This is a genomic window from Synechococcus sp. CS-603, from assembly GCF_977929215.1.
Map to the genome: position 1 here is coordinate 170,346 of NZ_OZ376778.1, position 20,285 is coordinate 190,630.

25 protein-coding genes are annotated in these 20,285 nt (G+C 66.6%); 13 read left to right on the forward strand and 12 right to left on the reverse strand.

Annotation, left to right across the window (positions count from 1 at the left end):
- Nucleotides 1–32 precede the first annotated feature (32 nt).
- Nucleotides 33–1,409 (forward strand): 30S ribosomal protein S12 methylthiotransferase RimO, encoded by a 1,377-nt coding sequence (gene rimO / locus ACXMDM_RS00905; RefSeq protein ID WP_259722828.1) that lies wholly within the window; start codon nt 33–35, stop codon nt 1,407–1,409.
- A gap of 89 nt (nt 1,410–1,498) precedes the next feature.
- On the opposite strand, the gene petL is transcribed toward rimO, so the two are convergent.
- The gene (gene petL, locus ACXMDM_RS00910) at nt 1,499–1,591 is read right to left on the reverse strand and encodes a cytochrome b6-f complex subunit PetL (protein ID WP_071800208.1); all 93 of its coding nucleotides are present in this window, start codon (nt 1,589–1,591) and stop codon (nt 1,499–1,501) included.
- A gap of 145 nt (nt 1,592–1,736) precedes the next feature.
- On the opposite strand from petL, the gene ACXMDM_RS00915 reads away from it, so the two are divergent.
- Complete coding sequence (locus tag ACXMDM_RS00915) at nt 1,737–3,341, forward strand: B12-binding domain-containing radical SAM protein (protein ID WP_259722829.1); 1,605 nt, start codon at nt 1,737–1,739, stop codon at nt 3,339–3,341.
- A 32-nt stretch (nt 3,342–3,373) separates the two neighbouring features.
- Here the strand turns inward: ACXMDM_RS00915 and ACXMDM_RS00920 are convergent, their stop codons facing one another.
- A complete protein-coding gene (locus tag ACXMDM_RS00920; RefSeq protein ID WP_259722830.1) occupies nt 3,374–3,775 on the reverse strand; it encodes a DUF4346 domain-containing protein in 402 nt (133 codons plus the stop codon).
- Nucleotides 3,776–3,823: 48 nt separating this feature from the next.
- A complete protein-coding gene (locus tag ACXMDM_RS00925; RefSeq protein ID WP_259722831.1) occupies nt 3,824–5,062 on the reverse strand; it encodes a GNAT family N-acetyltransferase in 1,239 nt (412 codons plus the stop codon).
- Between the two features lie 56 nt (nt 5,063–5,118).
- On the opposite strand from ACXMDM_RS00925, the gene ACXMDM_RS00930 reads away from it, so the two are divergent.
- Complete coding sequence (locus ACXMDM_RS00930) at nt 5,119–5,562, forward strand: hypothetical protein (RefSeq protein WP_259722832.1); 444 nt, start codon at nt 5,119–5,121, stop codon at nt 5,560–5,562.
- A gap of 20 nt (nt 5,563–5,582) precedes the next feature.
- Here the strand turns inward: ACXMDM_RS00930 and ACXMDM_RS00935 are convergent, their stop codons facing one another.
- Nucleotides 5,583–6,284 (reverse strand): RibD family protein, encoded by a 702-nt coding sequence (locus tag ACXMDM_RS00935; RefSeq protein ID WP_259722833.1) that lies wholly within the window; start codon nt 6,282–6,284, stop codon nt 5,583–5,585.
- On the reverse strand, nt 6,281–7,237 hold the full coding sequence (locus ACXMDM_RS00940; protein ID WP_259722834.1) for a 6-pyruvoyl trahydropterin synthase family protein: 957 nt from the start codon (nt 7,235–7,237) through the stop codon (nt 6,281–6,283). The genes ACXMDM_RS00935 and ACXMDM_RS00940 overlap by 4 nt, the downstream gene beginning before the upstream one ends.
- A gap of 134 nt (nt 7,238–7,371) precedes the next feature.
- Between ACXMDM_RS00940 and ACXMDM_RS00945 the strand changes: the two genes are divergently transcribed.
- Complete coding sequence (locus ACXMDM_RS00945; RefSeq protein ID WP_259722850.1) at nt 7,372–7,947, forward strand: shikimate kinase; 576 nt, start codon at nt 7,372–7,374, stop codon at nt 7,945–7,947.
- Here ACXMDM_RS00945 and ACXMDM_RS00950 read toward each other — a convergent pair.
- Nucleotides 7,944–8,207, reverse strand: coding sequence for a CRR7 family NDH-1 assembly protein (locus ACXMDM_RS00950; RefSeq protein ID WP_071800220.1), 264 nt, complete (start codon nt 8,205–8,207; stop codon nt 7,944–7,946). The genes ACXMDM_RS00945 and ACXMDM_RS00950 overlap by 4 nt on opposite strands.
- A gap of 16 nt (nt 8,208–8,223) precedes the next feature.
- On the reverse strand, nt 8,224–8,961 hold the full coding sequence (locus ACXMDM_RS00955; RefSeq protein ID WP_259722835.1) for a glutathione S-transferase family protein: 738 nt from the start codon (nt 8,959–8,961) through the stop codon (nt 8,224–8,226).
- Between the two features lie 85 nt (nt 8,962–9,046).
- On the opposite strand from ACXMDM_RS00955, the gene ACXMDM_RS00960 reads away from it, so the two are divergent.
- Genes ACXMDM_RS00960 through ACXMDM_RS00970 form a run of 3 tightly spaced genes read left to right on the forward strand, consistent with a single transcriptional unit; the run spans nt 9,047 to nt 11,320 of the window.
- Complete coding sequence (locus ACXMDM_RS00960) at nt 9,047–9,253, forward strand: DUF751 family protein (protein WP_259722836.1); 207 nt, start codon at nt 9,047–9,049, stop codon at nt 9,251–9,253.
- 2 nt (nt 9,254–9,255) lie between these two features.
- Nucleotides 9,256–9,702, forward strand: a complete 447-nt coding sequence (gene rbfA / locus ACXMDM_RS00965; RefSeq protein ID WP_259722837.1) for a 30S ribosome-binding factor RbfA — start codon at nt 9,256–9,258, stop codon at nt 9,700–9,702.
- Complete coding sequence (locus ACXMDM_RS00970) at nt 9,686–11,320, forward strand: glycoside hydrolase family 3 N-terminal domain-containing protein (RefSeq protein ID WP_259722838.1); 1,635 nt, start codon at nt 9,686–9,688, stop codon at nt 11,318–11,320. The genes rbfA and ACXMDM_RS00970 overlap by 17 nt, the downstream gene beginning before the upstream one ends.
- A 6-nt stretch (nt 11,321–11,326) precedes the next feature.
- On the opposite strand, the gene ACXMDM_RS00975 is transcribed toward ACXMDM_RS00970, so the two are convergent.
- Nucleotides 11,327–12,031: a DUF4079 domain-containing protein gene (locus ACXMDM_RS00975; RefSeq protein ID WP_259722839.1), complete on the reverse strand. Its 705-nt coding sequence runs from the start codon at nt 12,029–12,031 to the stop codon at nt 11,327–11,329.
- Nucleotides 12,032–12,294: 263 nt separating this feature from the next.
- Here ACXMDM_RS00975 and ACXMDM_RS00980 point away from each other — a divergent pair, with 263 nt between their 5' ends.
- Both ACXMDM_RS00980 and ACXMDM_RS00985 read left to right on the forward strand, forming a co-directional pair.
- Entirely contained in the window at nt 12,295–13,488 is a 1,194-nt protein-coding gene (locus ACXMDM_RS00980) for a TPR domain-containing glycosyltransferase (protein ID WP_259722851.1), read from the forward strand.
- A 4-nt stretch (nt 13,489–13,492) separates the two neighbouring features.
- Nucleotides 13,493–14,323, forward strand: coding sequence for a uroporphyrinogen-III synthase (locus ACXMDM_RS00985; RefSeq protein ID WP_259722840.1), 831 nt, complete (start codon nt 13,493–13,495; stop codon nt 14,321–14,323).
- Here the strand turns inward: ACXMDM_RS00985 and ACXMDM_RS00990 are convergent.
- Genes ACXMDM_RS00990 through zds form a run of 3 tightly spaced genes read right to left on the reverse strand, consistent with a single transcriptional unit; the run spans nt 14,304 to nt 16,859 of the window.
- Entirely contained in the window at nt 14,304–14,957 is a 654-nt protein-coding gene (locus ACXMDM_RS00990) for a hypothetical protein (protein ID WP_259722841.1), read from the reverse strand. The genes ACXMDM_RS00985 and ACXMDM_RS00990 overlap by 20 nt on opposite strands.
- Nucleotides 14,929–15,375: an SRPBCC family protein gene (locus ACXMDM_RS00995; protein ID WP_259722842.1), complete on the reverse strand. Its 447-nt coding sequence runs from the start codon at nt 15,373–15,375 to the stop codon at nt 14,929–14,931. The genes ACXMDM_RS00990 and ACXMDM_RS00995 overlap by 29 nt, the downstream gene beginning before the upstream one ends.
- A gap of 5 nt (nt 15,376–15,380) precedes the next feature.
- Nucleotides 15,381–16,859 (reverse strand): 9,9'-di-cis-zeta-carotene desaturase, encoded by a 1,479-nt coding sequence (gene zds / locus ACXMDM_RS01000; protein ID WP_071800235.1) that lies wholly within the window; start codon nt 16,857–16,859, stop codon nt 15,381–15,383.
- 121 nt (nt 16,860–16,980) lie between these two features.
- Here zds and ACXMDM_RS01005 point away from each other — a divergent pair, with 121 nt between their 5' ends.
- The 4 genes from ACXMDM_RS01005 to ACXMDM_RS01020 all read left to right on the forward strand — a co-directional run bounded on the left by ACXMDM_RS01005 (nt 16,981) and on the right by ACXMDM_RS01020 (nt 19,384).
- Nucleotides 16,981–17,382 (forward strand): HesB/IscA family protein, encoded by a 402-nt coding sequence (locus tag ACXMDM_RS01005; RefSeq protein WP_071800236.1) that lies wholly within the window; start codon nt 16,981–16,983, stop codon nt 17,380–17,382.
- Between the two features lie 74 nt (nt 17,383–17,456).
- Nucleotides 17,457–17,885, forward strand: coding sequence for a hypothetical protein (locus ACXMDM_RS01010; RefSeq protein ID WP_071800237.1), 429 nt, complete (start codon nt 17,457–17,459; stop codon nt 17,883–17,885).
- Nucleotides 17,886–17,913: 28 nt separating this feature from the next.
- Complete coding sequence (locus ACXMDM_RS01015; RefSeq protein ID WP_071800238.1) at nt 17,914–19,095, forward strand: lipid-A-disaccharide synthase-related protein; 1,182 nt, start codon at nt 17,914–17,916, stop codon at nt 19,093–19,095.
- On the forward strand, nt 19,088–19,384 hold the full coding sequence (locus tag ACXMDM_RS01020; protein WP_071800239.1) for a DUF8620 family protein: 297 nt from the start codon (nt 19,088–19,090) through the stop codon (nt 19,382–19,384). Before ACXMDM_RS01015 ends, ACXMDM_RS01020 begins: the two co-directional genes overlap by 8 nt.
- Here the strand turns inward: ACXMDM_RS01020 and ACXMDM_RS01025 are convergent.
- Complete coding sequence (locus tag ACXMDM_RS01025) at nt 19,320–20,255, reverse strand: TIGR01777 family oxidoreductase (protein WP_259722843.1); 936 nt, start codon at nt 20,253–20,255, stop codon at nt 19,320–19,322. The genes ACXMDM_RS01020 and ACXMDM_RS01025 overlap by 65 nt on opposite strands.
- Between the last annotated feature and the right edge of the window lie 30 nt (nt 20,256–20,285).

Below are 20,285 nucleotides of genomic sequence, written 5' to 3' on the forward strand. Positions count from 1 at the left end.
GTGTCCATTCCGGCCCTGGGCTCGATCGTTCGATGAGCAAAACCGCAAGCAAGCCCACTGTGGCCTTTGCGCACCTGGGCTGCGAGAAAAATCGCGTCGACACCGAGCACATGCTCGGCTTGCTGGCCTCGGCGGGCTACGGCATCAGTGCCGACGAGAACGAGGCGGCCCTGGTGGTGGTGAACACCTGCAGTTTCATCCAGGAGGCCCGGGAAGAGTCGGTGCGCACCTTGGTCGAGCTGGCCGAAAAGGGCAAGGAACTGATCATCGCCGGCTGCCTCGCCCAGCATTTCCAGGAGGAATTGCTCGAATCATTGCCCGAGGCCAAAGCGATCGTGGGCACCGGTGACTACCAGCACATCGTGGAGGTGCTGGAGCGGGTCGAGGCCGGCGAGAGGGTCAACCGGGTGAGTGCCGAGCCCACCTTCGTGGCCGACGAACACCTGCCCCGCTACCGCACCACCACCGAGGCCGTCGCCTACCTGAAGGTGGCCGAGGGCTGCGACTACCGCTGCGCCTTCTGCATCATTCCGAAGCTGCGCGGCGACCAGCGCTCACGGCCGATCGAGTCGATCGTGGCGGAGGCCCACCAGCTGGCGGCCCAGGGCGTCAAGGAGCTGATCCTGATCAGCCAGATCACCACCAATTACGGCCTCGACATTTACGGCAAGCCCCGCCTGGCCGACCTGCTGCGCGCTCTCGGCGAGGTGGAGATCCCCTGGATCCGGGTGCATTACGCCTATCCCACCGGCCTCACGCCCGATGTGCTCAACGCCTACCGGGAGGTGCCCAATGTGCTGCCCTACCTCGATCTGCCCTTGCAGCACAGCCATCCCTCGGTGCTCAAGGCGATGAACCGCCCCTGGCAGGCCAACGTCAACGGGGCGCTGCTCGATCGCATCCGCGCCCAGCTGCCCGAGGCGGTGCTGCGCACCACCTTCATCGTCGGCTTCCCGGGCGAAACCGAGGAACAGTTCGAGCACCTGCTGGCCTTCGTTGAAGAACAGAAGTTCGACCATGTCGGCGTCTTCACCTTCTCCTCGGAAGAAGGAACCGCCGCCGCTGATCTGCCCGATCAGGTTCCGGCCTCGGTGGCGATCGAGCGGCGCAACCGCTTGATGGAACTTCAGCAACCGATCGCCGCGGCCCGCAACGCCAGCTGGGTCGGCCGCATCGTTGATGTGCTGATCGAACAGGAAAACCCAGCCAGTGGCGAGATGCTGGGACGCTGCGCCCGCTTCGCTCCCGAGGTGGATGGGGAAGTGCGGGTCCAGGTGGGCGAAGGCGGCCTCTGTGCCAGCCCTGGCGCCCTGGTGCCAGGGCGCATCACCGGCTCTGACCACTACGACCTTGAAGCGGTGCTGGTGGGCAGCAAAGCCATGGTGGCCAATCTCAGGGGACGCGGTTGAGGGACTTGATCCTGCTGGCCATGAGCGGGCCAGGCTGGTGATGACCTTCCTGATCGGCCTGGTGCTGGCCCTGGAACCGCTGGCTGGGATCAGATCAGCTTGATGCCTCTGAGCACGGTGGAGAGCAGGAAGGCCGTGACCAGCCCAGCTCCAACAAGACCGAGATAGAGCACGACGCCCATGGTCGCCAAAGACACACAACCCCGTCATTAGAGCAGAAGAGGCTCTGATTCCGGGGGGAGCGCCTAAGCTGACCGTCAATCAGCACGGGATACGACCGCACCTGGGGAAGGGTGGGTCCCCGTGGTCATCACTCCCCGGAACGGCATGCGCACCCTGCTCATCTACCCGGAATTCCCGAAGACATTCTGGAGCTACGAAAAGATCCTCGAGCTCGTCAATCGCAAGGTGTTGCTGCCGCCCCTCGGCATGGTCACCGTGGCGGCCCTGTTGCCCCAGCACTGGGAGTTCAAGCTCGCTGATCGCAACGTCAGGGAGGTCACCGAAGCCGAGTGGAACTGGGCGGAGCTGGTGATCATTTCCGGGATGATCGTGCAGAAGGCCGACATGGCCGTGCAGATGGCCAAGGCCAAGCAACGGGGCCTGCCGGTGGCCGTGGGCGGACCCTTCGCCAGTTCCACGCCCGATGCTCCTGAGCTGGATCTTGCCGATTTCAAGATCCTCGACGAAGGCGAAATCACCCTGCCGCTGTTCATCGAAGCGATCGAGAAGGGGGAAACCAAGGGCCGCTTCAGCTCCGAAGGCGAGAAGCCCGATGTCACCGGCACGCCGATTCCCCGCTTCGATCTTCTTGAGCTCGATGCCTATGACTCGATGTCGGTGCAGTTCTCGAGGGGTTGTCCCTTCCAATGCGAGTTCTGCGACATCATTGTTCTTTACGGCCGCAAACCGCGCACCAAAACGCCAGAGCAACTGGTGGGCGAACTTCAATATCTCTACGATCTGGGCTGGCGCCGTTCCATCTTCCTGGTCGACGACAACTTCATCGGCAACAAACGCAACGCCAAGTTGTTGTTGCCTGCGATCAAGGAATGGCAGATTGAGCACGGCTACCCCTTCAGCTTCGCCACCGAGGCTTCAGTCGACTTGGCCTCAGACGAGGAGATGATGTTGATGATGGCGGAAAGCCGCTTCGACAGCGTTTTCCTGGGCATCGAAACCCCCGACGAAGGAAGCCTGGAAACGGCCAAGAAGCTGCAGAACATGCGCAGCTCCCTGGAGGAATCCGTTGATCGCATCACCTCCTACGGAATCCGGGTGATGGCTGGATTCATCATCGGCTTCGATGGCGAGAAGACGGGAGCCGGCCAGCGGATCGTTGAATTCGTCAGCCGCACCGGAATCCCTGCCGCGATGATGGGCATGCTGCAGGCACTGCCGAACACCGGCCTCTGGCATCGCCTCGAGAAAGAGGGCCGGCTGGTGCAGGACAAATCCTCGGCCAAGGGCGTCAACCAGACCAACCTGCTCAACTTCGTGCCGACCCGGCCGATCAGGGAGATCGCCACCGAGTACGTCGACGCCTTCTGCGCCCTCTATGAACCCAACGCCTACATGGACCGGGTTTATCACTACTACCTGAAGGTGGGCGAGCCGCGCTGGCAGAAGTATCTCAAGCCCGCCGATGCCAAAGCCAAACTTCCCAGCTGGACCGATGTGCGGGCTCTGGGCATCGTTGTCTGGCGGCAGGGAATTAAGCGCGACACCCGTGGTCGCTTCTGGCGCTACATGGCCGGCATTGCCCGCAAGAACCCCTCCCAGCTCGAGCAATTCCTCGTGGTGCTGGCCCACAACGAGCACTTCATGGAATACCGCAGTGTGGTCACCATGGAGATCGAGGGTCAGCTCAAAACCCTGCCTCCCGAGCTGCCGCCGGCCACCGCAGACGTCAAGGAACTGCAACCGGTCTGAGCAGCTGGTCTGAACGTCCGGCCTGAGCAGCCTCAATCCTGGATGTAGAGCTGGCCATCGCGTAGGCAGCGCTCTGCTTTCTGCAGCTCTCTACCCAGATAGAGGGCATGATCCAGGCGGCTGATCGGCAGGGGTTCGGGCTGTTCGCTCAACAGAATGCCCAGCTCCTTGGCCGTGCGGCCGCGATACACCCGCTGCGGCAGGCGCACGTCGCCACCGCGACAGCTCAAGACCTCGCCGGAGTCCGGATCGGTGGCCAGGCCCTGGGCATTGATGCCATTGCCGTAGTGCTCGGCAATCAGTTCACCGGCCGCCGGGTCCAGCTTGATCAACAGGTAGCCGGCTGCATCCAGGGTGATGCTGCGCTGGGAGAGGTGCTCATCCAGCTCCTGCCGCAACTCGGCCGTGATCGGCTCCGGCTGAACCTGGTTCATCAACCTGTGACTGCACCCGGGGGGAACAGCCCCCCTTTCCTTAGAGGCTCAGCCTAAATCTCCGCCTCGGCCAAGCGAATTGGCTTCCGGTTGTTCGTCCGGGGCCCCCTGGGGCGCTGCCAACGGCAGGTCGCGGCGGCTGAAGGGAAGCTCGGCATTCTCCGCCTCGATCTCCTCAAGCAACTGGGCATTGGCCGGCGGCAGCCAGCCGCGCAGGAGGCTGTCAAAACGGGGGTCACTCCAGCGGTGCAGGGAGGCCCTGGGCTGGGCCAGAAAGCCTCGCCGGCGCTTGTGGCTGCCGCCCGCACCTGGATCGAAAGAACGAAGCCCCTGCTGGATCGCCCAGTCGATCGGGGCGTAATAACAGACCTCGAAATGGAGATTCTCGATTTCTTCCGTACTGCCCCAATAGCGTCCCCAGAGGGTGTCGTGACTGTAGACGCAGAGCGACATCGCCACCGGATCGAAGGGATCACCGCGGTGGGCACTGAACAGCACCAGATTCTCGCGCAGTTCCTCAGCGGCGAAAGCAAAGAAGGCCTCGGTGAGGTATTGACTGCCCCAGGCCCCCCAGCGCTGACAATGCCGGGCATAGAAGCTGTGCATGTGCCGCACCATCGAGGCCGGCAGGTCGTCCCCCGCCAGCGGTGTGACGGTCAGACCAGCAGCGCCGATCGAGCGGCGCTCACGGCGGATGTTGCGGCGCTGGTTGGCATTGAAGCTGGCGAGATAGTCGTCGAAGCTTTTGAAGTCTCCATTGCTCCAGAGGCTCTGCTGGTTGAGCCAGGTGGCGCAGCCCGCCGCTTCCGCCAGGCCCTGCCAGGCGGGGTCGACGTAGAGAAAGTTGCAACTGAGGATGTGATGCTCGCGGCAGAAGTCGTCGATCAGCTCGAGCATCAGCGCCGTCAGTGCGGCAGCGTCTTCACCAGCAGCAACATGGAAGCGGTAGCCCTGCACCGGACTGACCGGGCTCATTCCCAGCAGTTTCGGGTAGTAGCGCAGGCCCAGCTGACCAGCCAGTTGGGCGAACGATTGATCAAAAACGAACTCGCCGTAGCTGTGGCCCTTGAGATAGAGGGGCGCCACGGCGATGAGGTCGTGCTCGCGCCAGAGGCTCAGATGGCACGGTTGCCAACCCTGGCGGGGCGCCACACTGCCGGAGGTTTCAAGCCCCTGCAGCCAGCGCCAGCTGTAGAACGGCAAGCCGGCCGGGGCTGTCAGCGCCTGCCATTGCGCTTCGGGGATCTCCTCCATCGCCCGATGCCAGCGGGCCAGCAGCTCAGCCATGGTGCAAAGGGGATCCGGCCGAGGGGCGGCTGCGCAAAACTAACCGGATGAGGCCAATGACCGAGCGCCCTGTCGCGATCCACCCAGCACTGCTGGGCGCCCTCGCTGCCGCAGCCCTGAGCACCGTTGCGCTCAGGGCTGCGCCCGCGCGGGCCGGCTTGTTGGGTCCTGTTCTGCAGTTGATGCGCCCCCAGCTCGAGCGACGGCTGAGCGAGATCTGCCTGGACGCGGCAGCCGGCAACCAGGCCGCCCTTGAAGAGAGCCTCAGGGGGCCGTGCCGCCAGGTGGCCGGAAGGGCCAGCCAATGCCTGATCAAGGAAGCCGAATCCAGCGGTCGCAGCCTCGGGGTGATCACCGAGATGCTGGCTGGCCGGTTGGGCGATGACAGCGAAGTGGTGATCAAACGCTGCGCCGCCCGTCTGCTCGGACTTCCCAGCGACACCCTCAAGGATGTGCCACTGCAGGAGCTGCAAAAGCGCTTCCGGATCCCTTCGGGTTAATCGGTCAAAGGGTTAGCGGGTCAATCGGGCCGATCGGTTGGTGGCTGCCTCCCTCCTGGCTGCCGGTCTTGATGCTGAACCCGGCTGTAGCGCAGCAGGAGCTCTCCATCACCGAGCGGGCGTTGCTCCAGCAGGTCCCAGTCTTGCGGGGGGATCGAAGCCGTAAAGGGCACCCAGCCGTGGGGGCCACCCAGCAGAACGGGGCAGAACGTGAGCTGGAGCTCATCCACCAACTGCTCAGCCAACAGGGCGGATGCCAGCTCGGCGCCACCGAGCAGCACCAGCCGCTCGATGCCCAGCTGTTGCAGCGCTTCTAAGCTCTCCCTCCAGGCTTCCAGCCGCAGCAGGCGCGAGAACCCGGCGCGGGCTCCAGAGGCCGGCAGCGGCCCTGGCCGCAGCAACCAGCGCTCCAGCGGCTGATCAAAAAAGGGCAGGGACGGATCCAGCAGACCCTGGCGGCTGACCACCACGGCGATCGGCTGGGACGAGCGACCGTTGCGCAGCCGGCCTTCCAGCAGCCCGGGCCGATGGATCAGGCAGGTGCTGCCGTGCTGCCTGAGGGTGCCGGCGCCAATCAGGCAGCCATCGGCCCAGGCCAGAGCCTCTTCCAACACCTGGCGATCGCCTCGGCCCCCGAGCTGGGCAGCACCGCCACTCGGGGGAGCCAGTCGGCCGTCGAGGCTGACCGCCAACACCAAGCGCAGCCAGGGCCGTGGGCTCAAACGGCGGCGAGGGCCTCAAGCGATGCCGGCCGCATCTCCAGAAGCGGCGCTTCGGCAAAGACCTCGGCGGCATTGTTCGGGCTCTCCTGCAGGCGCACCTTGTGCAAGCTGGCCCCAGCGGCGGCAATCGGTGCCGTCAGCAGGTCGGCGATGTGCAGGGCGATGTTTTCGGCGGTGGGCACGCAGGCGGCGAAATGGGCCACATCCTTGTTGAGGAAGGTGTGATCGAAGGGCTCCACCACCAGATCGTTCACCAGCTGCTGCAACACGGCCAGGTCACAGACCATGCCGGTGCGCGGATCGATCGTCCCCCGCACCGTGACATCGAGCAGGTAGTTGTGGCCATGGCCGTGGGGGCGGGCGCACTTGCCGTAGATCTGCTCGTTCTCGGCCTGGGAGAGCTCGGGGCGGGCCAGCCGGTGGGCGGCAGCGAAGTGGGTGCGAATCGAGAGGAAGGCTTCCATGGTGTTGTCGAGCAGGTCGGCCCAGAGGGTGGGTTGTTCGTAGAGGCGCAGACCGATCAGGGGCAGATGCGGCGCCAGGCGCTGCCAGATGGCCTGGAGCAGGGCTTCGGTGGTGGGCAGTCGGCCTTCGGGCCGGCTGAGATCGAACTCGGGCCAGCAGTCGTTGAGGAAGCGAAAGTCGAGCGGCTCGGTCACCTCACGCCGGATGGCGTGCTTGACATCCGAGAGGTTCAGCACCATGCCGTCTTGGTCGAGGCCGCCCGCCATCGACACGATCAGTTCATAGTTGTGGCCATGGCCCGGGGCCAGGCTGCAACGGCCGAATCGGGCCCCGTTCTCCGCATCGCTGAGCTCCGGCAGCCGATAGAGATGGCTGGAGCTGAACGTGGCCCGGCGGGTGATCACGCAGGGTCGCCCCTGGCCATGGGCGCCAGCCGACGTCGGCCCGGGAGGCTCGCACAGCGTTGGTGGGGTCAACGTTGTGGTCATCCTCGATCGTCCCGGCAGTTGGGTCATCCTAGGGAGCGTGATCCGGCAGAGCTGGTTGGGCCATCCGCCCTCCAGCGCCACGCCAGTCCCCATCAGGCCGCTCCCCGCCCTTGTCCGCTTCCGATCCCAGCCCATTGCCACAGCCTCCCCAGCAGCCTTCCCCGCAGACCCTGAGCGAGCGTCTTGGCGGCATCAACATTTATCTGGTCGGCATGATGGGCGCCGGCAAGAGCTCTGTCGGCCGGCCCCTGGCCGACGCTCTGGGCTATCGCTTCGTTGACGCCGACCAGGTTCTCGAGCAGGCCGCGGGGCGATCGATCCCTGAGGTGTTCCGAACCGATGGCGAAGCGGGGTTCCGTCAGCTGGAGGCCTCCGTGCTCGCGCGCATTTCGGCCTGGCATTCGCTGGTGGTGGCCACCGGCGGCGGCGTGGTGCTGCGGCGCGAGAACTGGGGACACCTCCAACAGGGGGTGGTGGTCTGGCTGGATGCACCACTGCCCCTGGTGCTCGAAAGGCTGAACGCCGATCCAACCCCACGTCCCTTGATGCAGGCCAGCCCTGATCCCGCCAGGAGCCTGGCGGAGCTCATGGCGCAGCGACGGCCGCTCTATGCCCAGGCGGACCTGCAGATCCAGCAGGATGCCCGGCCGGCTGGCGCGGTGGCCCAACAGGTGCTGGAGGCGTTGCCCGGCGTGCTCAAAGAGCGCTAACGGCGGGGCGGCTCCAGACGCACGGCAAACCACTGCACGGCAACGCCGGGCTCCAGCTCCAGTTCGCAGGCGGTGTCGAGCAACCGTTCGGCCCGGGCCCGGTTGTCAGGAAGGGCAACCAGATCGCTGGGTGGCTCCGGCAGCGCCGCCAGCCGCTCGATCAGCCAATCGAGGGTCTCGGCTGCCGTCAGGGTGCGCTCGCCGACCTGGGGCTCGAGAACCACGTAGTGATCAAGTTCGCGCAGCAGGGGGTCGGACATGGCACCGGCTTTCGCTTCAGTCTGGGCCCTGATCTGGAAAGCCCACCCCACCGCGACCAAGGCTCAGATAGAGCCGGTCCCTCCAGTCGAACAGGGGGACCAACAGGGGATGGTCGGCAAAGCCAGGAACGCCCTGGCCGGCCAGGGGCGCACCGGCGCTGGCGGGGAACTTGAGCAGGGAGAGCTGGGCGGCCACAGCCAGATCAGCCAGGGACAACTGATCGCCGACCAGAAAGGGGCGACCAGCGGCCAGCACCGCCAGCTGCTCCAGGCTGGCCTGCAACTGCTGACGACCGTCACGACCAATCAGCTCGCCAAGGCCGGTGAGCAGCTCCCCGGGCAAGGCCCCAACCAGGGAGCGCAGGGGCCCCGGGGTTGCTTCGGGCAGCAAGGCGCTGCGCAGCAGGCCGTCGTGGCTGGCGGCCTGGAGCAGGGCCAGGCGAACCCCGGCGGCCAGGGCCGTATCGGCCCAGTCTTCGAGCAGGAGGACGCGGGCACGTTCGAGCGGATCGCTGGGGAGCAGCGACACACCCTCGCCTTTGCGCTCCAGATAGTCGGCGATGGCGGATGAATCGGCGATCACCTCCGCTCCATCGCGGAGCACGGGCACCTGGCGCTGACCAGAGAGCCGGAACAAGTCGAGCTGACCCAGGCCAGGGGTGACCTCGATCACGGTGTAGTCGAGTTGCCTGGCCGCCAGGACCAGCCGAACCTTCTCGCAGAAGGAAGAATGCCTGAACTGAAAAAGCTCCAACTTCGTCGCCTCGGACCCCGTGGCGGCAGAGTAGCTGTGATTCCGCCACGCCTCGCGCTGGGACCGCCGCGCCGTACCGCCTGCCATGAAGGACTTTTTCCTGAACGTGACGCGCTATCCGCGTTATCTGGTGGCCTTCAGCCTGGGGGTGTTCAACTCGGTGTTCGAACCGCTGGCCAAGCGGCGCAGCAACCCGGTCACCGCCGTCGCCCTGATCGGCGCCCTGGTCAGCGGCATGCTCAGCCTCACCCTGGTGCTGCGTGCGATGGTGAATCCTTCACCACTGGCTTAGGCATGGCACAGGGCCGACGGGTGGAGCGGGTCGCGGCGCTGATCCGGCGAGAGGTGAGTGAACTGCTCGTCCATGGGCTCAAGGACGAACGCATTGCCCTGGGCATGGTCAGCGTCACCACGGTGGAGGTGGCCGGCGACCTGCAGCACTGCAAAATTTTTGTGAGCATCTTCGGCAGCGAAGACGATCGCCAGGAAGCCCTGGCCGGGCTGAAATCGGCCACGCCTTTTGTCAAAGGGGAACTGGGCCGCAGGCTCAAGCTGCGGCGCACCCCTGAGGTGATCTTTCAGCTCGATCGCGGCATCGAAAAAGGCACCACCGTGCTGGGGCTGCTCAACCAACTCGGGCGGCAACGGCTGGAGCGGGGAGAGATTCCAGCTGGCAGCGATGAAGCAGGCGTTGATCAGCCAAGCCTTGATGAGTTGACAAGTGATGACAGCCCAGCCTGACTGGCGCCGCTTGAGCTTGAAGGAGCAGGTGGCGCGCCTGGTCGTGGTGCGCGGCAGCGGCCATCTCAGCGATGGCCAGCGCCGCTACCCCCGCTGGGAGCTGCCCAACGCCGAGCTGCAGCGGCTGTTGCACCTGGGCGTGGGCGGAGTGATTCTCCTCGGTGGCAGTGCCGCCGAGCTGAGCCTGCGCACGGGCCAGCTCCGGGACTGGGCGGGCCATCCCCTGCTGCTCTGCGCCGATGTCGAAGAAGGGGTCGGCCAACGCTTTGAGGGGGCCAGCTGGCTGGTGCCGCCGCTGGCCCTTGGCCTGCTCCACCGCAGCGATCCGGCCAGGGCCGTCCGTCTGGCCACCGCCTACGGGCGCTGCACTGGCCGCCAGGCTCGCCTGCTGGGTCTGAACTGGGTACTGGCGCCGGTCTGTGATGTCAACAACAACCAGGCCAACCCGGTCATCAACGTGCGGGCCTGGGGGGAAGATCCAGGCAGCGTCGGAGAGCTGGCGACCGCCTTTCTGCTCGGCACCCAGGCCGAGGGGGTGCTGGCCTGCGCCAAACACTTCCCCGGCCACGGCGATACCAGCAGCGATTCGCACCTGGAGCTGCCCGTGCTCACCCACGACCGCGAGCGGCTCGATGCGGTAGAGCTGCCCCCCTTCCGCCAGGCGATCGCGGCCGGGGTCGCCAGCGTGATGACCGCCCACCTGCAACTGCCGGCCCTGGATCCCCAGCGTCCGGCCACCCTTTCAGCGGCGGTGCTCGATCAGCTGCTGCGCCAGGACCTCGGCTTCGCTGGGCTTGTGGTGACCGATGCCCTGGTGATGGAGGCGATCGCCGGGCAGTGGGGCGCTGGCGAAGCGGCGGTGCTGGCCTTTGCCGCCGGCTCCGACCTGCTGTTGATGCCTGCCGACGCCGAGGCCGCCATCGCAGCCCTGCTCGAAGCCCTGCAGAGCGGGCGGATCCCCATGGCCCGGCTCGAGCAGAGCCTGGAGCGGCGCGAGCGGGCACTCGCCTCTACGTCGTTGCCAGCCCCGGACCCGGTCGCCACGCTGTCTCTCGGCGATCTCGAGGGGCTCGAATCGAACGCAGAACGGGCACTGGCCAGGGAACTGGTGACCCTGAGCCTGCAGGCTCAAGGTGAGGCCCCGCTACCGGCGGGGCCCGGCCTGAACCTGATCCGGCTCGACAGCAGCGTGGCCAACGCCTTCCTGCCGCTGATGGCACCGGCCCTGCAGCGCCCGGCCGCCTTGGGCTACGCGGCCTGCCTGATCGATGGACGCAGCCCGAGCCCCTGGAACAACGACACCAGCGCACCCCTGGCCCTGGATCGGCTACCGGCCGGCCCGGTGCTGCTGCAGCTGTTCGTGCGCGGGAATCCCTTCCGGGGAAGTGCGGGCGGGGAGGAACCCTGGCCTGCGGTGGTGACCCAGCTGCTGGGAGCCGGGCGCCTGGCTGGGCTGGCCGTCTACGGCAGCCCCTATCTCTGGCAGACGTTGCAGCCGTTACTGCCAGCCGCTCTGCCCGCGGCTTACAGCCCGGGGCAGATGCCCCTCGCCCAGGCCGTGCTGCTCGAGCGCCTCGGACTGGCCGCAGGCGGCATCGAAGGCGGTTTCACCGACTAGGGCCCGCTAAGGGGCAGGCGCAGGCGCGGGACAGGTGCGGGCCTCGAAGTCGCAGCTGAAGATCGTGGGCTTCTGCCAGCTGAGCGGAATCTCCAGCAGATCGCGCGGTCCGGTCCAGCCCTGGGCCATGAAAATCACCGCCGCCAGGCAGTTCATGGCGATGTGCCAGCGCCGCCAGTGCAGGTGCCTGTGGATTTCCGGACGGCTGGCCACCGAGAACAGCATCAGGCCGGTCAGGCCGGCGCCTCCCCAGAAGTGCGATTGCCAGAAGGCAGGCTCGAGCGGATTGTCACCAAGACGAAACACCTCGGGCTGTACCCCAAGCGCGATCACTCCGGCCCAGCAGATGAAAGCGAAGGCTGCGCGGTAGATCGGCTTTCGTGCACGCCAGAGCGCCACGAAGGCCAGCGTCGTGCCGATCAGCGCCAGCAGCAGCAAGGCCAGCCGTGGGGCCCCACCGGTGAACTCCTGAAGCGTGTTCTTGGTGGCGATCACCACCACCAGGGCGATCAGCACGATGCCCACCACCCCGCCGGCCAGCCACTTGCCCAGATCGGCATGGTCCCGGCCCACCGTGGGCGGATGCTTGACCTCATGCAGACGGCGGTTACGGGTCTGCTGGGCAAGCCGCAGCACCATCCCCAGGAGTGGGTACACCAACACCACAGCCAGGAAGGGATGGAGCAGCCAGAAAGCATCAACGGTGGTCATCGGAACTCAGCAACGGGGTGGAACGGCGGGTTTGCGTGGGTCTGGGTGGATCAGCGCGGCGGAGAAACCAGAGGTGGTGCCCTGCTTAGCGCATCCAGGCTGGGGGCGCTAAGCAGGGATCGGCCCGTGACAAAGGGCAGGAGATGTACCGCCAGAAGGTCCAAGCGGATTACCACCAGATGGGGGGTACGCCCAAAGCGAGCGCCGGGCTGGGGCGGAGAGGCCCCTTAGGCTCCCTCCAGCTCCAGGCGTTGCCCCTTTCGATGCTCAGCCTCTCGATGATCGTGCGCGATGAGGCGGAGCGCCTCGCCGCCTGTCTGGCGTCGGTGCAGGGCTTCGTCGATGAGCAGGTGGTGGTCGACACCGGCTCCCGCGATACGACAGCCGCGATCGCGCGGCAGCACGGCGCCACAGTTCACACCATCCCCTGGCCCGGTGACTTCGCCCCGGCGCGCAATTTGGCCCTGGGCTGGGTCAGCGGCGATTGGGTGCTGGTGCTCGACGCCGATGAGCAGCTTCTGCCGGAGGCCTGGGAGCCGCTGCAGCAGTTGATGGCCCAGCCTGACCTGCTGCTGATCAACCTGTTGCGCTTCGAGCGTGGCGCCAAGCAGTCGCCCTATTCCAGGGTGAGCCGGCTGTTCCGGCGCCATCCGGACATCCGCTGGAGCCGCCCCTACCACGCGATGGTGGACGACAGCGTGCTCGCCTTGTGCGCCAAGGAGCCCCATTGGCGCATTGCCGATTGCCCCCAGCCGGCCCTCTGCCATGACGGCTACAGGCCGGAACTGCTGGCCGCCGGCAACAAGGCCAGCCGCCTGCGCCGTGCCATGGAGCAGGAGCTGCGCGAGCACCCTGGCGATCCCTACGCCAGCGCCAAGTTGGCTGGGCTGGAGATCAGCGAAGGACGACTGGATCGCGCCCAGCTGCTGCTGCGCGACGGGCTGGCCCACTGCCCCGAGCAGGCCCACCCCGAGCGTTACGAACTGCTGCTGCACCTGGCGATGGCCGAAGCCCCAGCCGCTCCCGAGCAGGCCATCAGCCTCTACCGCCAGGCCCTGGCCCTGCCACTGGATCCGCGGCTGAGTTTCGCGGCGCAGCTGAACCTCAGCGCCCTACTGCTGCGCCAAGGCGAGAGCGAGGCCGCCCTGGCACTGGCAGAACAGGCCGCCCGCAGCGCGCCAGAGCTGGCCACTGGCTGGCTCAACCTGGGGCTGATCCGCCGCAGGCAGGGCGCGATCGCCGGGGCGCTGGAGGCCTACGCCACCGCCTTGGAGTGCGATCCCGACCACCCCGAAACCCACCAGAACCTTGCCGTGGCTCAGCTTCTCGGCGGCAACATCGATGCGGCACGGGCCAGCTTTCGCCAGGCGATCCAGCTGCTGAGCCTCCAAGGCCGGCATCAGGAAGCCAGCCGGCTGCGGCAGCAGGCCGGAGCCACCATCAAGCTGGAGGCCTGAGCCCATGGGCGCAGCGTGGCGGCCACCCCTTCAAAGCCGCACCATCGTGGTGACCAGGGCCGAGAGCCAGCTTGCCGAAGCCCGGCAACGGTTCGAGCAGGCCGGAGCCCAGGTGCTCGACCTGCCGGCCCTGGTGATTGGCCCCCCGGACGAATGGGGACCGCTTGACGATGCCCTCGGCGAACTTGCCGACTTCCACTGGCTGATCTTTTCGAGCAGTAATGGCGTCGACGCCGTGGAGCAGCGACTGGAGCGGATCGGCACCAATCTCTCGCGACGCCCCGGCACGGTGAAGATCGCGGCGGTGGGCCGAAAAACCGCTGCGCGCCTTGAAGCGCTGCGGGCACCGGCGGATTTCGTGCCGCCGACGTTCGTGGCCGACAGCCTGATCGAGCACTTTCCCGTGTCTGGCTGGGGCCTGCGGCTGCTGCTGCCGCGTGTCCAGAGTGGCGGGCGCACCCTGCTGGGCGAAGCCTTTGCCGAGGCCGGCGCCCGGGTTGTTGAAGCGGCCGCCTATGAATCGCGCTGCCCGGCCCGCATGCCCGTCGCCACCGCCCTGGCCCTCGAGCAGGGCCGCATCGATGCGCTCACCTTCAGCAGCGGCAAGACGGTGGTCCATACCTGCCGGCTGCTGAAGCGCAGCTTCGGTGACGACTGGCAGGTGCGGCTGGCGCCGGTGGCCTTGATCTCGATCGGCCCCCAGACCAGCCGCACCTGCAGGGAGCTGCTCGGCCGGGTGGATGGCGAGGCCGATCCTTACGACCTCAGCGGTCTGGTTCAGGCCTGCGTCGCCGCCCTGGCGGGGCGACCGCTGCTCAGGGCAACGCCGGACTGAGCCAGGTGGTGACCAGCTTCTGGCCCGAACGCAGCTGGAGGCTGCCGTTGCCGGCATCGATCGAGGCGACGCTCCAGCCGGGGGGAAGCATGGGCGTCTGACTGCCCCCTTGATCGCCGATCGAAACGCTGCCGCTCTCGTTGCCGAAGGCCACCAGAGCATGCGCAACCCCGGCAACACTGATAACGCCGTTGAACTGGAACCCTGACGGCAGGGCCACCGGTGTCGCCTTCGAAGAGGGAGGGGCCTGAGCGGAGGGCATGGCCTTGGCGGAGGATTTGGCGGAGCTAGCGACGGGCGCGGAGCCAGAGGTGGCCACGGGCCTTGCCCCACTGGCATCAGGAAGGGGAGCGAAGGGATCGCTGCGACGCTCCGCACTGGCGGCCAACACTTGTTGCGCAGTGGGCAGTGGCGTGAAGGCCTTGTCGATCGCTGAGGCGGAGCGCTCGATCTGCGCTGCGGACCTGGGCGCCAGGAGTGCGGCAGGGTCGGCGGCGGGCGTCTGGGCCTCGGGAGGCAGAGAAGATGGAGGTGGCGGGCCGCCGCAAGCGATCAGGGCCAGGAGTCCTGGCAGCAGCAGCAGTTTGGCCCTGCTGCTTTCGCTTTCAACGGCTTGGAAGATCACCTTCGACAAGATCCCTGAAGCGATCCAGATTGGCCTGGAGCTCCCTGGTCACAATTCCCCCAAGGATGGCTGGTTCCATCAAAGGAGCAAGCACCCCGGGCAACTCGTAGCTGACCGTGAGCCGAACCGTGGTGAGGGAAGGAGTTTGGGGATAGAAGCGCACCGCCCCCTTGGTGGGCAGTCCTCCCACCGATTCCCAGTGCAGCTGCTGGGCTTCAACCCGCTGGCTGATTCTGGCTTTCCAGTGGAAGCGGAACCCCTGGGCTGAGAGGGTCCAGTCGGTGAGATCGGGATCCTCCAGGGTTTTGACCGATTCAATCCAGCGCATCCAGCGCGGCATCGCCTCAAGGTCACTCCAAACCTCCCAGACCCGCTCAGCCGAAGCCTGGATATCGGTGGTGACGCTGTGCTCCATCCAACGGCCCATGCTGATCAGGCCACCACAGCGCTGCTGGCCAGCCGTGCCGGCTGGTCAAGAATCACCGCAGCAGCCAGGCGACCGCTCATCGTGGCCCCTTCCATCGAATCGATGTAATCCTGGCGCGTGTAACTGCCGGCCAGGAAGAAATTTCGAACCGGTGTGCGCTGCTCTGGGCGATAGGGCTCCATGCCAGGCGCCTCACGGTAGAGCGACTGGGCCAATTTCATCACGTTGCTCCAGGTCAAGGTGAGAGTCTTCGCCGAGGGAAACAGCTGCCGCACCTGGGCATCAACGTCGGCGACGATTTCCGCGTTCTTGCGGGAAATCCAGGGATCCCCCGGCGTGAGCACGCACTGCAGCAGGGATCCCTGGCCCTCTCGACGGTAATCGGCGGGGCTGGCCAAGGCGAGGTCAGCGAAGCAACTGAAATCGGCGTCAGCGGTGTAAAGAAGATTGTTCAAGCCGCTGGGGGTTCCCAGGTCACGGCGGGCCCGCTCCTGCTCGGCCGATTCACCGAGCTCGGTCACCCAGCCGTCGTAGCGGAGCTGCACCGTGGCCACAGGCACCGTATCGAGTTTGTAGATGTGCTCGAACTGGGGGTAGCGCCGCCAGGCCTGGGGCAGGAGGCGCTGGATCCCCGGCACATCGCAGGCCGCCAGGTAGGCATCGGCCTCAATCACCCGCTCCCCGTCCGGGGTGCCCAGGGTGAGGGCGCTCACCTCGGGAGCGTCGGCGCCGTCCTGGTGGTAGTGCACCTCCTTGACGCGATGGCGCAGATGCAGGCGGGCACCGCGGGCCTCGATGTAATCCAGGATCGGTCGATGCAGCCAGCGATGGGGCGACCCCTTGAGCAAGTTGAGCTTGGAGGCCTCGGTTTTCGACGCGAACATCAAGAAGATGGTCAGCATGCAGCGGGCCGACATGGCGCCGCAATCGATGAAACCCAGGGCATAGGAGATCGGGTCCCAGAGCCGCTGCAGGCTGCGCTCGCTGCCACCGTGGCTGAGGAACCACTCCTTGAAACTGATCCGATCCAGCTCGCGGATCACCTTCATGGCACCGTCGTAGTCGATCAGTCCGCGCACGATCGGGCTGGTGCCCAGGGCCAGGGCATTGCGCAGCTTGTCGATCCAGTCGAGCTGGGGCGTGGTGAAGAAAGCCTTGAGGCCGTTGAACGGGGCGCCGATTAAAAAGCGAAAATCCAGCTCCCGCAGGTCGCCCCCCTTGTTCACGAACAGGTGGGTGTGGTCTTTGGGGAGGAGGTTCTCGAACGCCCCCACCTTGCGCATCAAGGCAAACAGGTTGGCGTAATTAAAAAAGAACACGTGCAACCCCATCTCGATGTGGTTGCCGTCGGCGTCCTCCCAGCTGCCCACCTTGCCGCCGACGAACGGACGGGATTCGTAGAGATCCACCTGGTGGCCGGCCTCACACAGATCCACGGCGGCCGAGAGACCCGCCAGACCCGCACCCACGATGGCGACTCGCACCTTGCCTGCTCCAGGAGATCAAGACTCTATGGAGCCGGCCAGCCGGGCTGCGGTTGCCCGAAGTTGGCCGGACGTCCATAGAGTGCCCATAAGACAGACCAGATCCTCTGAGGCGGCACCGATGACCAGCGCGATCTCCAATCCACCGGCCGCCACGGCCCACACCGGCAAGGACGGCAAAGGCATCCTGATCACCGATCCGGCCATGAAGCAGCTGGCCGGCCTCACCCAGCAGCTGGGCGATCAGAAACTGCTGCGGGTGGGCGTGCGCTCCGGCGGCTGCAGCGGCATGAGCTACACGATGGATTTCGTCGAAGCCGATTCGATCCTTCCAGGCGACGAGGTCTACGTCTATGAACCGTCCGGGGCAGCCAGCTTTCGGGTGGTCTGCGACCCCAAAAGCCTGCTGTACATCTATGGGATGCAGCTTGATTTCAGCTCGGCCCTGATCGGCGGTGGCTTCAACTTCACCAATCCCAATGCCAGCCAGACCTGCGGTTGCGGCAGCTCCTTCGCCGTCTGAGCGCGCCGGCCGGCAGCGTCCTGCGGTCCGGCGGCGTGGGAATCTGATCGCCTGACCCGCCAGAGCGTTAGCCGATGTCGGCCCCCACGGACACCACGGAATCCCTGTTCGATCAGGCGATGGGCCGTTATCAGGGCGGTGCCCCGGCCGCCGAGGTGATCGATGATTTCCTCGCCATCACGGCCCAGGCGCCGCGCCTGTCAGCCGCCTGGACTTGCCTGTCCTGGTTGCAGCTGCTGGACGATCAGCCCGAGCCGGGCCTGCGCTCCGCTCGCACAGCGGTGAAGCTCAACCCCCAGGACCCCCAGGCCAGGATCAATCTCTGCCTGGCCATGCTCGACACGGGCGCCAAGGGAGTGCGCGAGCACATCGATCTGGTGTTGCGGGTCACGGCGATGGCGCCTGAACTCTCGGCCGACCTGCAGGCCTCGATCGCCGATGGATTGCGCCGCAAGCCCGGTTGGCGCTCGCTGGAGAAGGTGAGGGACTGGTTGCAGGGCTGAGCCCGTTGAGGGCGGGAGGCCAAACGCCGTGACGCGCGTTCTGTTGCTCAGCAATGGCCATGGAGAGGATCTCAGCGGCAGCCTGATTGGCCAGCGGCTTCAGGCCCGGGGTGTTGCAGTGGCCGCAGTGCCACTGGTGGGGCACGGCGCCGCCTACCGGCAGGCGGGCCTGAGCGTGCTCGGCCAGACCCGGGAGTTCAGCACCGGCGGGCTGGGTTACACCAGCCTGGGAGGCAGGCTGACGGAGGTGTTCCAGGGCCAGGCCACCTACCTGTTGCGGAGGCTGGGGCTGTTCCTGCGGCGAAGCCGCTCGGTGGACCTGGTGGTGGTGATCGGTGATGTGCTGCCAGTCCTGTTTGCCTGGTGCAGCCGCAGGTCTGTTGTCACCTATCTGGTGGCCTACTCCAGCCACTACGAGGGTCGGCTGCGGCTGCCCTGGCCCTGCGGCGCCTGCCTGAGAAGCCGACGCTTCCGGCGCGTGTTCAGCCGCGACGCCCTCAGCGCCGCCGACCTCAGCGCCCAGCTGGGCCGCAGCGTGCAGTTCCTCGGCAATCCCTTTCTTGATCCCGCCTTGGCTGGGGCCAGCGCGCCCACGGCGTCGCGGCAGCATCTGGGCCTCCTGCCAGGCAGCCGCCTGCCGGAGGCCCAGCGCAATCTGGCCTTGATGCTGGAGGTGCTCATCCGCCTGCCGCCACCCCTCCAGAAACCGGAACGGCTCGGGCTGACGGCGGCGTTGGTCAAGGATTTCCAGGCCGGGCAGGTGGCGGAGCTGGCCGCCAGGCAGGGGTGGCGGCTTGAGGGACAGACCCTGCGGCGCGGCAGCCTGGAGCTCCAACTCCGCTGGGGGCAATTCCCAACGGTGCTGCAGCGCTCCAATCTGCTGCTCTCGATGACCGGCACCGCTGCTGAGCAGGCCGTGGGGCTGGGCAAACCGGTGGTACAACTGGCCGGCTGCGGCCCCCAGTTCACCCCTGCCTTCGCCGAGGCCCAGCGACGGCTGCTGGGGAGTTCGCTGGCCTGCACAGACGGCGAGCCGGGCTCGGAGCAGAGCCTGATGGGCTGCGCCGAGCTGCTCACAAGCCAGCTCAAGGCCCTGGGCGAGGGCCCGGAGTGGGCCGAACGCTGCCGAAGCAATGGATTGGAGCGGATCGGAGGTCCGGGCGGCTCAGCCAGAATGGTTGCAGAGATCCTGGCGGTGCTGGATGGCTGAAGCGTCTTCCCTTCCCTGGCTGGAGCGATTGAAGGGCTGGATCGACGGCCTGCTGGTGCTGAACGTGTTCGTGGTGATGGGCGGGGCCCTCTGGTTCGCCGTGTCCGTGGGCCTGCACGTGGGCCTGCATGGCCAGAAGCTGGAGGCGCCGCTGATCCTGTTTCAGAAGCTCTGGGAACCGCTGTTCACCCCGGCGATCGGCCTGCTGATGGCCGCTGCCGTGCTCAGCGGGGTGCTGGGGTGGTGGCAGCGGCGAGGGCGCCGGCAAGATCTGGATAACGGAAGTTGAAGCCTTGGTGCTGCAGGCGCTCAGCCAGCACGTACTGACCCTCCAGAACCACCTGGGCGCCGTCGCCGAGCATGAGCTGCAGCACCGGGGCGGGCACCGGCAGAAAGCTGGGCCGCCCCAGCGCCTTGCCGAGGGCGGCAGCGAACTCTTTCATCGAAACCGGGTTGGGCGCCACGGCGTTGTAGACCCCGCCAAAAGCCGGATCCTCGAGCGCCGAGGCGATCAGCAGGCAGAGGTCGCTGCGCTGGATCCAGCTCATCCATTGCCGCCCGGTGCCGATCGGGCCACCGAAACCGGCCTGGAACACCGGCAGCATCTTGCCGAGGGCGCCACCGTCGGCCCCCAGCACGATGCCGATGCGCAGGGTCACCACCCGGGAGAAGGCCGCCGCTTCTGCCGCCGCCGCCTCCCATTGGCTGCAGAGCCGACCCAAAACATCCTCGGCCGCCGGGCTGGTCTCAGCGAAGCGCTGCTTCGGGCTGGAGCCATAGACGCCCACCGCGGAGCCGTTCACGAGCACCGCAGGTTTCTGCTGCTGCCGGGCCATCGCCTCCACCAGCAGGCGGGTGGTCTGCACGCGGCTGTCCAACAGCAGGCGGCAGTGCTCAGGGGTCCAACGCTTTTCGGCGATCGGTTCACCGGCCAGGTTGACCACCCCTTCGGCGCCAGCGATGGCCTCAGCCAGCGGCGCTTGCTGCCAGCTGGCCGTCTGGGAGGGATCGGCCTGAATCCGATGCAGCTGCGGATGATCCAGGCCAGCCAGGCTGTTGGCGCCTCGGCTCACCACGGTGCAGCCATGGCCACGCTCCAGCAGCCAGGGGACCAACTCCCGTCCAACAAAGCCCGTGCATCCCAGGAGAAGCAGCCGCATGCCGATGGTTCCGATCGCTGGTGGGAACCC